We start from the raw sequence: 12,344 nt of genomic DNA, 5'->3' as shown, positions 1-12,344 counted from the left end.
TCCTTATGTGTAGTGGTGGGTGAGTTTAGTGAGATGGAGGAGTGGTCGGAGTGCCTACACGTGGGAATGTGTGTTCTATTAATCGGAAGGGTGCGTGGGAGAGCTGAGCGAGGAGAAGCTTCTGGCAGGCATTCCCGAGACGTGGTGGTCGACCCCGTATGCGGGTGCCCGCTTCCCCGGAGCGCGGTCCGTCAAGGAGAATCCCGGCCTCGTCGCCGGCGCCAACTGTCAGCTCTTCGCGTACGAGGTGCTCCGGCTGTACGGGATCGACGTTCCGGCCTGGCGGTCAAGCGAGTTGTGGGACGACACCGGGCGCACCGTCCGCGTGTCCGAGGCGGAACCCCTGGACCTGGCCCTCTTCAACGCCACCGAGAACGCCTGGGGTGCCCATGTCGGCGTGGTCGTGGGGGAGCGGCGGGTGCTCCACCTCAGCGCCGAGGTGGGACATCCGGCGGTGTGGAGCATGGCCGACTTCGCCGCACGTGACCGCTACCGGAACCTCATCGGCTTCAAACGCGCAAGGCGCGGGTGACGCGGCGTCGGATGTGCGAGGGTGCCCCTCGGCGGCCAGGCACTCGGCCAACCGGCGGTTCGTCGCCCGCCACCTTTCGATGGTCCGCGATACGAGACCGGTCGGCTTTTCCTTGACCATCCGGACCGGCGGCTGCCACGATCCAGGACATGATGATGCGACTGGACCTCACGCGGCGACGCCATGTCGACCTCGCGCGTGTCTCCAGTGCCTCCTGTTGCCCTGCGGCCTGAGCGGACCGAAGCTCCTCCCGATTCCGCCGCGCCCGCCACGCGTCGTACGCCCTTTGTGCCGTGCGGCGGCACCCGATTCGCCGCAGCCGTGCGGCCCGGACGGCCTCGGCTCACGCGGCGCATTCCATCAATCCACCGTCTGAACCGCCGACTGCGGCGGGGCCAAGTCAGCCGTACACCACCGAAGTTCGGCCTCAACGGGTTCCTCATCACCCCCGCCCCCAAGGCTGCGGCTCGCAAGACGATCCGTCAGATCGCGGCCCAGGCCGACCGCGAAGGCAACGACGGCTTCGCCCACTCCCAGGCCGAGTTCGTCACCGCCCACGCCTGACCGCACCCGCCCGCCCGGCATCCCCGTACGCCCCGGGCCACCCACGCTCCGCTCGTGCACCTCATGGGCGGAGGCTCGCCCACTTCACGAAATGAGGGACCATGGCCACCGTCCTGTCCGTCTCCGGCAGCCCTTCCGTCTCCTCCCGTACGGCGAAACTGCTCCGCCACCTCGACACCCGGCTGGTCGCACAAGGGCACGACGTGATCCCCCTGGATGTCCGCACGATCCCCGCCGAGGCCTTGCTGGGGGCCGACTTCAGGCATCCCGCCATCGTCGAGGCCACGGAGCTCTTGGAGCGCGCCGACGGCGTCGTCATCGCCACCCCCGTCTACAAGGCATCCTACTCCGGCGTCCTCAAGGCGCTCCTCGACCTCCTCCCGCAGTTCGCCCTCACCGGCAAGACCGTGCTGCCGCTGGCCACCGGCGGCACCACCGCCCACGTGCTGGCCATCGACTACGCGCTCCGCCCGGTGCTCAACTCCATGGGCGCCGCGCACATCGTCCAGGGCTGGTTCACCCTCGACAAGCACATCACCACGGACGACGACGGCTCCCTCGCCATCGCCCCGGCCGCGACCGAGGCGCTCACCCAGGTCGTCGACCAGTTCTCCGCCGCGCTGGGTCGCGCCCCGCTCCTGGCGGCGGCGAGCTGACACCGTGTCCGCCCCGAGCAGTCACCGACGACGTCGAGGCCCTGCACGCCGCCGTCCCCGACACGGCCTGCTCTGAGCGCCCTGTTTCGCCAACCCCGTTGCGCCAGCCCTGTTTCGAGAGCCCTCAAGCCCCCACCCTCCCCACGGACCACCCGATCGGAGACCCCGGTGACGCTCACCTTCCACTGGTTCCTGCCCACCAACGGCGACAGCCGCCACGTCGTCGGCGGAGGCCACGGCACCCCGGCCACCGCCTCCGGCCGGGACCGGCCGCCCACGGTCGCGTATCTGAGCCAGATCGCCCGAGCCGCCGAGGACCTCGGTTTCGTCGGCGCGCTGACCCCCACCGGGGCCTGGTGCGAGGACGCGTGGCTGACCACCGCGATGGTCAGCCAGAACTCCGAGCGGCTGAAGTTCCTGGTCGCGTTCCGGCCCGGCTTCGTCTCGCCGACGCTTGCCGCGCAGATGGCCTCCACCTTCCAGCGGCACTCCGGCGGACGGCTCCTGCTCAACGTGGTCACCGGCGGCGAGAGTCACGAGCAGCGCGCGTACGGCGACTTCCTCGACAAGGACGCCCGCTACCGCCGTACCGGCGAATTCCTGCAGATCGTACGGGGGTTGTGGGAGGGCAAGACCGTCGACCTGGCCGGCGAGCACCTCCAGGTCGAGGACGCCACACTGGCCCGCCTGCCGGACCCCGTGCCCGAGGTGTACTTCGGGGGCTCCTCACCCGTCGCCGGCGAGGTCGCCGCCCGGCACGTCGACGTCTACCTCACCTGGGGCGAGCCGCCCGCCAAGGTCGCCGAGAAGATCGCCTGGATCCGCGGACTGGCCGCCAAGGAGGGCCGTACCCTCCGCTTCGGCATCCGGCTGCATGTCATCACCCGCGACACCTCCGAGCAGGCGTGGGCCGAGGCGAACCGCCTGCTCGACGGCTTCGACCCGGACACCGTGGCGTCCGTACAGGCCGGGCTCGCCCGCAGCGAGTCCGAGGGCCAGCAGCGCATGCTCGCCCTGCACGGGGGCAGCCGGGACAGCCTGGAGATCCATCCCAACCTGTGGGCCGGTATCGGCCTCGTCCGCGGTGGCGCGGGCACCGCCCTGGTCGGCAGCCACGACGAGGTCGCCGAGCGGATCAAGGAGTACCACGCCCTCGGCATCGACGAGTTCGTGCTCTCCGGCTACCCGCACCTGGAGGAGGCCTACTGGTTCGGCGAGGGCGTCCTGCCCCGCCTGGCCGCCCAGGGGCTGTGGCGGTACCCGTACGCGGGGACGGCCGCCCCCGCCGCCGCCGGGGTGCCGTTCGCGAGCTGAAGGACGGGGACCGGCCCGCCCGGTCCTGGGCCCGTGGGTGCTTCGCCGTCGACACCCCCGGGGTGTCGGCTACTCGCGGCGGGCCGACTCCCCGCTCATGCTCGGTACTGAGGTCCGCAGCGCCTCCAACTGCGCCTGGCGCACCTGCGCCGTCTGTCCCTGGATCAGCAAGAACATTCCTTCGCGCGCCAGCCGTTGGGCACGGTTGCCCAGCGTCAGGGCGCGTCCGCCGACGGCCACGATCGCGGCGGTGGTCGCGGTGCGCATCAGGTCGTGCGCCCGCGTCTTGAGCGCCAGTCGCTCGTCCACGCGTTCGTGCGGTACGGGGTGGTCGGCGAGGGCGTAGGCCTGTTGCCGGACGCTGTCGAGGTGGCTGCGCAGGGAACGCGCGGTCTCCGTCGCGTCCGGGGCGGACTCCAGCAGGCCCAGCGCCGCGTACGCCACGCCGAAGACGGCCGGGGAGACGTTGGTGTTCCGGGGCCGGTCCACGAGCGCGAACCGCTCCTGCGGGGTGCGCAGCACCAGGGCGTCCTCCGGCAGCCACAGGCCGTTCAGTTGCAGGGACACCGTGCGGCCGGCGGTGAGTGCCGCGAGCTTCATCGGTGGGGAGGGGCGCATCCCCGGCTGCTCGCGGGCCTCGGTGGCGGCGAAGACCACCTCGTCGTCGGCGCTCACTCCCGCCAGCAGCATCACGTCGTTCAGGCCCCAGCCGGTGTACCACGGCACGGTGCCGTCGAAGCGCCAGCCGCCGCGCTCGGGGGTCGCCCGCACCAGGACCCGTGGGAAGGCTCGGACTTGGGCGTACGCGACGCCGGAGAGCAGCTCGCCGGTGGCCAGCGGGCGCAACAGCCGCTCGCGGACCGGGAACCGGGAATCCGCCAGCAATTTCACCGGCGTGTGGTGCTGGGTCTGGACGAACCACGTGGAGCAGCACGCCCCGGCCAGGATCTCGGCGATCTCCCGGGCCACCGCTGAGGGCGCCCCGGCACCGCCGTACTCCACCGGGGCGCCCACGCCCAGCAGGCCCGACCGCTTCACGGCCTCGATATGGCTCTCGGGCAGGCCCTCCTGGTCGACCCGCTCCGCGTACGGCGCGAGGAGATCGTCCGCGAGCTGGCGGGCGCGGCTGACGAGCGGATGGGGCGCTGTGGTCATACGGACGATTCTCCTGGTGGCGTGACGCGCGCGCCGATCCGGGGCTTGTCGTTCGCACAGGAGGCGTGTCGTTCGTGCGGGGCAGGAGAGAGCGTCTCGCCGGACGAGCCGGGGTTCGATTGACTGGTCTACACCCTTGACTTGGTACAGACCAAAGCGGTTGAGTGTGCCATCACAGCCCCCCACCACGGCCGCCCCCACGCCGTGACCGGTCCAGCCGGCGCGGGTGCACGAGGGCCTGCTCCAGCCTGTCCTGCGACGGGTGCGGCCGTGTTCCGCAAAGGAGTTGATCCCGTGTTGAGACGCCGCATCTCCTCGGTCCTGACCGCTCTCGTCATCGCAGCCGCCACACCCGTCCTCCTGCCCGCCCAGAACGCGTCCGCCGCGGCCTGTTCGAGCTACCCGAGCTGGGTGGCCGGCAAGGCGTACGTCACCGGCGACATCGTCCGCTACACCGACGGCAAGGCGTACATCGCCGAGCACGACAACCCCGGGTACGACCCCACGATCAGCACCTGGTACTGGGAGCCGTACGCCTGCGACAGCGGCCCCGGGAACCCTGCGGCCTTCGTCGTCAGCGAGGCCCAGTTCAACCAGATGTTCCCGAACCGGAACTCCTTCTACTCGTACAGCGGTCTCGTCACGGCCATGAGCGCCTACCCGGCGTTCGCCAACACCGGCAGTGACACCGTCAAGAGGCAGGAGGCGGCGGCCTTCCTCGCCAACGTCAGCCACGAGACGGGCGGCCTGGTGCACATCGTGGAGCAGAACACCTCCAACTACCCCACCTACTGCGACTGGAACCAGCCGTACGGCTGCCCGGCCGGCCAGGCCGCCTACTACGGGCGCGGCCCCATCCAGCTCAGCTGGAACTTCAACTACAAGGCCGCCGGCGACGCGCTCGGCATCGACCTCCTGGGCAACCCGTGGCTGGTGCAGAACGACGCCGCCGTCGCCTGGAAGACCGCCCTCTGGTACTGGAACACGCAGTCCGGACCCGGCACCATGACCGGTCACAACGCGATGGTGAACGGCGCGGGCTTCGGCCAGACGATCCGCAGCATCAACGGCTCCCTGGAGTGCGACGGAAAGAACCCCGCGCAGGTACAGAGCCGTGTGAACAACTACCAGCGGTTCACACAGATCCTCGGGACTTCACCCGGCGGCAACCTCTACTGCTGACGGCGCACGGTGGCCCATGATGTCATGCACCTGATCATCCACTGGTCCACCCGATGAAGGGCACCGAGATGCCAACCCCCCGCACCGCCCTGCTCGCCACGACCGCCGCGCTCGCCGCGGCGGTCGTCGCCCCCTTACCCACCGCCTCCGCAGCGGTCCCGGCCCCCGGCGCCTACTACGTGCAGAGCGCCACCACCGGACTCAACGCCGCCGACAACGGCGGAGCGGTGGAGCAGCACCGGCCCAAGGGCAACGAGGACCGCCAGCAGTGGACCCCGAGGGCGAGTGGATCCTCGTACGTCCTGGAGAGCACCGACACCGCGGGCAGCTGCCTCGGCCGCTCCGGCGACCAGGCGCGCACCGTCGCCTGCACGAGCGGCGACGCGGCGTGGGACGTCACGGAGCTCGGCGCCGACCAGTACCGGCTGAAGGTCCCCGGCGCCGAGCGCTACCTGACCGTCGGCGCGAAGCCGTCCGGCTCCAACTACCCCGTACAACTGGCCATCGGTTCGGCGAGCGGCCTCGCCGCCTGGTACCTGACCCCCGTCACCGGGGCGACCAGCCCCATGCCGCCCCAGAACCAGCGGACCCTGGACCAGGTCACGTTCCTCACCTCCCACAACGCCTACGCCAACGGCGTCGACGGCGGCTTCGCCCCGCCCTTCGTGAATCTGGCGCCGAACCAGTCCCGCGGCATCAACCAGCAACTCTCGGACGGCGTACGAGGGTTCATGCTCGACATCCATCAGACCTCCGACGGCGCCATCCTCTGCCACAACAGCTGCACCCTCGTCAGCAACCCGGTCGCCCTGTGGGTCGACATCCAGCGCATCGTGGACTTCCTCAAGCAGAACCCCAACGAGTTCGTCACCGTCTTCCTGGAGGACTACGTCGACCCGGGCGTGCTGCGCAGCGAACTCGCCCGCGTCAACGGGCTCTCGGACGTCCTTTACCGGCCCGACCAGACCGGCGTACGGCAGAACGGCTGGCCCAAGCTGGCCGACCTGATCGCGGCCAACGACCGACTGCTGATCCTCACCGACCACAGCCGCTCCGCCGACCAGTCCGCCGGACTCACCCGGGACACCTTCGGCGTCATGTACCAGCGCGAGTGGACGGTCGAGAACTACTGGTCCATGGGCTCGGGCGTCGGCTCCTCCGACTGGTCGTGCTACAGCCGCTGGTACGACGCGAACACGAACATCCCGCTGACCCACACCGAGTCGGCCTTCCGCCCCCTGTTCGTCATGAACCACTTCCGTGACGTCCCCATCACCTCAACGGCCTCCACGGACAACACCAAACTCGCCGACCGCGCCCAGCGGTTCTGCCAGCCCGCCGCCCGCAAGAAGCCCAACTTCCTTGCGGTCGACCACTACAACCTGGGCAACGCGGCGTCGGCGGTGACCACCCTGAACACATACGTGTATCCGTAAGAGTGACGAGAAGGCGCCCGCGGCCCGTGCGAGACTCCGTCGATGACCTCGCAGACGAGCCCCGCGCAGGCCGCGGGCACCTGGACACTCGGCGATCTGACCGTCAACCGCCTCGGATTCGGCGCGATGCGGCTGACCGGCAGCGCAGCCTTCCAGCACGGCACGCCGAGCGACCGCGACCGGTCGATCGCCGTGCTGCGGCAGGCGATCGACCTCGGCGTCAACCACATCGACACGGCCGCCTTCTACTTCTCATCCCTGCGCTCCGCCAACGAACTGATCAACAGCGCCCTCAATCCCTACCCGGACGACCTGGTCATCGTCACCAAGGTCGGACCGCACCGTGAGTACTCGGGGGAGTGGGGCACCGCGGCCCGGCCCGACCAGCTGCGCGGCCAGGTCGAGGAGAACCTGCGCCAGTTGGGCCGCGACCACCTCGACGTCGTGAACCTGCGTCGGATGGGCCAGGACTCCATCACCGAGCACTTCGGTGCCCTCGCCGAACTGCGGGAGGCCGGGCTGATCCGGCACCTGGGGATCTCCGGGGTCGAGCCCCGGCACCTCGCCGAGGCGCAGGCCATCGCCCCGGTGGTGTGCGTGCAGAACAGGTTCGGTCTCGACGCCTCGGACCCCGAGTCCGACGAGGTCCTGCGGCTCTGCGGTGAACAGGGCGTCGCCTTCGTGCCGTTCTTCGCGATCGCCGGTGAAGGCGGCGCACGGGGCCGGGGCGACACGGAGGATGACGAGGTGCGTGCGATCGCCCGCGCCCACGACGCGACCGCGGCCCAGGTCCGGCTGGCCTGGACCCTCCACCAGGGCCCACATGTCCTCGCGATCCCCGGCACGGGCAATCCGCACCACCTGGTGGAGAACGTGGCCGCGGGGGCGCTCCGCCTCACGGCCGACGAGACGGCCCGGCTGGACGGGCTGCGCCTGAAGGCGGGTTGAGCGCGCGGGCCTCGTACGCGTGCAATTCGCTGTGAGGTCCGCTCCCGTCTTCCGCAGGAAGGCACCACAGCCCGCGGCCGCCGGGGCGGGTCGTGCCTGCGCCGCCCGGTGGGCCGCGGGCTGTGCCCGGTCCGGGCCGGCATCGGCCTGCTGGGCGGATGCCGTACCCTGCGTGTTACGTATAACGAGGCATCCACCCCCCGGCATGCACGCGAGAGGCCCATGAGACGCATCGCTTTGGTCACCCTCGTCGTCGACGACTACGACGAGGCGATCCGCTTCTACACGGAGGCGCTCGGGTTCCGGCTCGCCGAGGACGCGCCACGGCCCGACGGGTCACGGTGGGTCGTCGTCGAGCCGGGCACCGAAGGGCACGGCAGCGCACTGCTGCTGGCCCGTGCCAAGGACGGGGCGCAGCGCGCCCGGGTCGGCGACCAGACCGGCGGACGCGTGGGTTTCTTCCTGCACACCGACGACTTCGCCCGCGACCACACGCGCATGCGTGCGGCGGGCGTGAGGTTCCTGGAGGAGCCGCGCGACGAGCCGTACGGCACCGTGGCCGTCTTCCAGGACCTGTACGGGAACCGCTGGGACCTGCTCCAGCCTTCCGGGTAGTTCCAGGGACGCCCGAACTCCCGATCTCCGCATCTCCCCGTACCCGAGACCTCCCCGTACCCGAGATCTGCCTGTACCCGAGATCTGCCTGTACCCGAGATCTGCCTGTACCCGAGATCTGCCTGTACCCGAGATCTGCCTGTACCCGAGCGATCCGATCACCCTCCCCAGAACCATCCGCCGAGGAACGACACGCATGACCGCGCCCCGCATCGACACCGCCACCGTCCGCCGCCTGCCCAAGGCCGTGCTGCACGACCACCTCGACGGCGGTCTGCGCCCCGCCACCCTCGTGGAACTCGCGGACGAGGTCGGCCACAGCCTGCCCACGACCGACCCGGACGCACTCGCCGCCTGGTTCCGCGAGTCCGCGGACTCCGGCGACCTGGTCCGCTACCTGACCACCTTCGAGCACACGCTCGCCGTGCTCCAGACGCGCGAGGGCCTGCTGCGCACCGCCGAGGAGTACGTCCTCGACCTGGCCGCGGACGGTGTCGTCTACGGCGAGGTCCGCTACGCCCCCGAGCTGATGCTCAAGAGCGGGCTGACCCTCCCCGAAGTCGTCGAGACCGTGCAGGAGGGCCTGGCCTCGGGCATGGCCCGGGCGGCGTCGGCGGGCACCCCGGTGCGCGTCGGCACTCTGCTCTGCGCTATACGCATGTTCGACCGCAGTCGGGAGATCGCCGACCTGGCGGTGGCCTTCCGGGACGCGGGTGTCGTCGGCTTCGACATCGCCGGTGCCGAGGACGGCTTCCCGCCCGCCGACCACCTGGCGGCCTTCGAGTACCTGCGCCGCGAGAGCGTCCCGTTCACGATCCACGCCGGCGAGGACCACGGACTGCCCAGCATCCACCAGGCCCTCCAGGTGTGCGGCGCGCAGCGCATCGGGCACGGCGTCCGCATCACCGACGACATCGTCGACGGCAAGCTCGGCCGGCTCGCGGGCTGGGTGCGCGACCGGCGCGTCGCCCTGGAGATGTGCCCCACCTCCAACCTCCAGACCGGCGCGGCCGCCTCCATCGCCGAGCACCCCATCACGGCCCTCAAGGACCTGGGCTTCCGTGTCACCCTCAACACCGACAACCGCCTGATGTCGGGCACGACCATGACCCGCGAGATGTCCCTGCTGGTCGAGGAGGCGGGCTGGACCCTGGACGACCTGCGCACGGTCACGGTGAACGCCCTCAAGAGCGCCTTCATCTCCTTCGACGAGCGCAACGCGCTCATCCGGGACGTGGTGCTGCCCGGCTACGAGTCCGCGCGCTGAAGCAGACCTCGTGCGTACGCGGCCTGGCCGACATGCTGGAGGTCGTCGGCCAGGACGCTGACCAGCCGGACGCCGAGGGTGACGGCGGGGGTCCAGCTCTCGTCCACGACCAGGTCGAGGTCCTTGACGTGGAGCCCGGCCACGAAGGCCAGCGTCCGCTCGTGCACCGCGTCGTAATAACCGAGCAGCAGGTCGCCCGAGTCCACCCGCACCCGGGCGGCCTTCCTTGGCGTGTGCCCGTATCCCGTGTCGTGCGCGGGCAGCCCCAGACCGAAGCGGTCCGCCCAGCCGTCCGCCAGCCACACCTGCTCCTGGCCGGCCACGCCCGCCACGTGGTCGTCCTGGACACGCGTCAGGTGCCAGACCAGCCAGGAAACGGAATTGGCGCCGTCCTGCGGCGGGGTGTTGAGGTCGTCGGGGGAGAGGCCCTCGACGACGGCGTGGACCTCTTCGCTGATGCGGCCGAATGCGTCGGTGAGAACGTCCTTGGAGTGCATGACATCCAGCCTCTCGTACGAGGGGAGGATTCGCCTCCGAAGTCACGGATGCGTTTCTTTGTGGGTTGAATCGTTGATTCCGCCGGGTGGCCGCCTATTCGCCGAGTTCAAATCGGTGCTTACTTCAGGTGTCTCGGCTTCTTCGTCATCGAATCTCCTTGAATTCTCCTCTTCTGCGGTCACCTGAACAGGCAATGCCCTTAAGGGACTTCGGAAGGGAAAACCGGCGATCGCTTGTTGCGGGACCACGCTCTGTGCAAAGGTGGCGCCCGTCGGTGCACAGACAGGAGCGCCCGAGTGCTGTATGCACACAGCCCGGAGGACATCGGACGTGAATGACGCGACCTTTCCGAATTCCCCGAGTTCTGCTCGTCCGTTCGGTGTGACGGACGAAGAGCTGGCGGCCGAGCTGAAGAGGTGTTTCCGTGGGCGGTCCGCGCATCAACCCGTCGGGGAACTGCTCGCCCGGCACCGGGGTGCCGTCCTCTCGTACGCGACCCAGTACACCAGCGGCCCACAACACGCGGGGATGCTCACCACCGCGGCATTCACGAGAGTATTCGAGGAATCTCTTCGCCAGTCGGGCCCGACAGCCGCATGGCGGCCCCATCTGCTGGTCACGGTGCGCCGTATCGCGGAGGAATGGGACACGAGCAACCGGCGGACGATGCTCCACCCGGGGCTGAGATCCGGTCCGGAGGCCACCGGCCGCGCCACGGCACGGCTTCTCCCCGCGGACGACCGAAAGATCGTCTCCCGTGCCTTCCACGGGCTCCCGGAGCGTGCCCGCTGCATCCTGTGGCACGCCGAGGTGGAGGCGGAGGGCCTCGCCGCACCGGCCGCGCTCCTCGGGATCACCCCTGAGTACGCCGCCGTGAAGGCGACCCGCGCACGGGCGCTGCTGCGTGACGCCTGCATGCGGGCGCACCAGGAGACCGCCCCCGACGAGGAGTGCCGTCGCTTCAGCCGGCTGCTGGACGTGTCGCTCCGACGCGGCGACCTGGGACTCGACCCGGACCTGCGGCAGCACTTGGCGGGCTGCCCGCACTGCCGTTACGGCGCCGACCAGTTGGACCACTCGGGCGACCGTCCGGCCGTCCTGCTGGCCGAGGCGGTGCTGGGCTGGGGCGCGGGGGCCTACCTCGACTCCCGGCCAGGGCGGGGGAAGGGAGCCGCGAGAGCGGCAGATGGCGCCGATTCGTGGGTGGCCGAGGACGGGGCGATGGCGCCCGGGGGTGCCCCTGGCGGACCCGCCGGGTCGGCGGTCGCGGCCGGTCGCGCTCCGCATCCTCCGGCTGGATCGGTCGGATCGGTCGGATCGGCCGAACTGGTCGGATCGGTCAGCTGGGGCGACGGTTACCCACCGGCTGCGCAGACCGGGCGGCCCGCCCCGTCGACCGGCCCTCGTCACGCGGCGCGCCCCGGGTCCCCCGGCGTCCTCCGCTCGCTGAGCGGCGACGTGCTGCGCGGTGTCGGAGCCCGGCGTCTCACCCGGCGTCAGCAGATGGCGCTCACGGTTTTGATGGTGAGCGGATGCGTACTGGCCTCGCTGGCCCTGACCTCGGCGGGCGGGAGCGAACCGGTGTCCCGTCTCCCTTCCGGCGCGGCGACTTCCACGGCGGGTGCGCCTGGCACGCAGCCGTCCGGCATCGGGACGGGTGTCCTGGTGAGCGGCCCGCTGGACGGCCGTCTGCGCAACGCCGACAACGGGCTCTGCGCCGGCGTCCACGGTACGAAGGCGGCCGCGGGCACGGAGGTCGTGCTCACCATGTGCACATCGTCGGTGCGGCAGCAGTGGTCGTACGACACCGGTGGGTTGCTGCGCAGTCTGGCGGACACCGAGCTGTGCCTCGACTCCCGCCTCGGTCCCTCCGCCCGGCTCGGCTCCTGCGCGGACCCCGCACTCCAGGGGCGCGTCCGCTACGACCTCACTCTCGACGGCGGCCTGCTGCCCCGAGGCGGCCTGGGACTCACGCTGACGCCGTCCTCCGCCGAGGAGGGAGCCACCCTGGTCCTCAAGGAGCTCACGGACGACAACGCGTCACAGCAGTGGGCCATCGACAACTCGGTCGAGTCCGTGCAGATCGAATCGGTCTCCCGGGTGACGGACGGCTCGGCGGCGGCCCCGAAACCAGCCACGCCCGCACCTCCCCCCGCACCGTCACCCACCCCGGAGCC

General features: G+C 70.6%; 13 protein-coding genes. 11 read left to right on the top strand and 2 right to left on the bottom strand.

Annotation, left to right across the window (positions count from 1 at the left end; genetic code table 11):
- Positions 1-94 precede the first annotated feature (94 nt).
- From FPZ41_RS07980 to FPZ41_RS07965, 5 genes are all read left to right on the top strand, one after another.
- Positions 95-532, top strand: coding sequence for a hydrolase (locus FPZ41_RS07980; protein WP_322619947.1), 438 nt, complete (start codon positions 95-97; stop codon positions 530-532).
- 149 nt (positions 533-681) lie between these two features.
- Positions 682-765 carry a putative leader peptide gene (locus FPZ41_RS50170; protein ID WP_350955400.1) on the top strand — a complete coding sequence of 28 codons (84 nt, stop codon included), beginning with the start codon at positions 682-684 and terminating at the stop codon, positions 763-765.
- Positions 766-853: 88 nt separating this feature from the next.
- Complete coding sequence (locus FPZ41_RS49810) at positions 854-1,096, top strand: hypothetical protein (RefSeq protein ID WP_152860477.1); 243 nt, start codon at positions 854-856, stop codon at positions 1,094-1,096.
- 101 nt (positions 1,097-1,197) lie between these two features.
- Positions 1,198-1,752 (top strand): NADPH-dependent FMN reductase, encoded by a 555-nt coding sequence (gene ssuE / locus FPZ41_RS07970; protein WP_152860475.1) that lies wholly within the window; start codon positions 1,198-1,200, stop codon positions 1,750-1,752.
- Positions 1,753-1,920: 168 nt separating this feature from the next.
- A complete protein-coding gene (locus tag FPZ41_RS07965) occupies positions 1,921-3,066 on the top strand; it encodes an LLM class flavin-dependent oxidoreductase (RefSeq protein ID WP_322619946.1) in 1,146 nt (381 codons plus the stop codon).
- A 69-nt stretch (positions 3,067-3,135) separates the two neighbouring features.
- Here the strand turns inward: FPZ41_RS07965 and FPZ41_RS07960 are convergent, their stop codons facing one another.
- Positions 3,136-4,221 (bottom strand): acyl-CoA dehydrogenase family protein, encoded by a 1,086-nt coding sequence (locus tag FPZ41_RS07960; protein ID WP_152860473.1) that lies wholly within the window; start codon positions 4,219-4,221, stop codon positions 3,136-3,138.
- 294 nt (positions 4,222-4,515) lie between these two features.
- Here FPZ41_RS07960 and FPZ41_RS07955 point away from each other — a divergent pair, with 294 nt between their 5' ends.
- From FPZ41_RS07955 to FPZ41_RS07935, 5 genes are all read left to right on the top strand, one after another.
- Positions 4,516-5,403, top strand: coding sequence for a glycoside hydrolase family 19 protein (locus tag FPZ41_RS07955; RefSeq protein WP_322619945.1), 888 nt, complete (start codon positions 4,516-4,518; stop codon positions 5,401-5,403).
- 68 nt (positions 5,404-5,471) lie between these two features.
- Positions 5,472-6,839: a PI-PLC domain-containing protein gene (locus FPZ41_RS07950; protein WP_152860471.1), complete on the top strand. Its 1,368-nt coding sequence runs from the start codon at positions 5,472-5,474 to the stop codon at positions 6,837-6,839.
- Positions 6,840-6,881: 42 nt separating this feature from the next.
- Positions 6,882-7,787: an oxidoreductase gene (locus FPZ41_RS07945; protein WP_152860469.1), complete on the top strand. Its 906-nt coding sequence runs from the start codon at positions 6,882-6,884 to the stop codon at positions 7,785-7,787.
- A gap of 222 nt (positions 7,788-8,009) precedes the next feature.
- Positions 8,010-8,402, top strand: a complete 393-nt coding sequence (locus FPZ41_RS07940; RefSeq protein WP_152860467.1) for a VOC family protein — start codon at positions 8,010-8,012, stop codon at positions 8,400-8,402.
- A 196-nt stretch (positions 8,403-8,598) separates the two neighbouring features.
- The gene (locus FPZ41_RS07935; RefSeq protein ID WP_152860465.1) at positions 8,599-9,669 is read left to right on the top strand and encodes an adenosine deaminase; all 1,071 of its coding nucleotides are present in this window, start codon (positions 8,599-8,601) and stop codon (positions 9,667-9,669) included.
- Here the strand turns inward: FPZ41_RS07935 and FPZ41_RS07930 are convergent.
- Complete coding sequence (locus FPZ41_RS07930) at positions 9,651-10,166, bottom strand: mycothiol transferase (protein ID WP_152860463.1); 516 nt, start codon at positions 10,164-10,166, stop codon at positions 9,651-9,653. The genes FPZ41_RS07935 and FPZ41_RS07930 overlap by 19 nt on opposite strands.
- A gap of 382 nt (positions 10,167-10,548) precedes the next feature.
- Between FPZ41_RS07930 and FPZ41_RS07925 the strand changes: the two genes are divergently transcribed.
- The coding region (locus FPZ41_RS07925) for a ricin-type beta-trefoil lectin domain protein (protein WP_322619944.1) at positions 10,549-12,344 on the top strand (1,796 nt) is incomplete at its 3' end.

The sequence above is a fragment of the Streptomyces acidicola genome, from assembly GCF_009377235.1.
GTDB lineage: Bacteria > Actinomycetota > Actinomycetes > Streptomycetales > Streptomycetaceae > Streptomyces > Streptomyces acidicola.
This window is presented reverse-complemented; position numbering and strand designations above follow the sequence as displayed.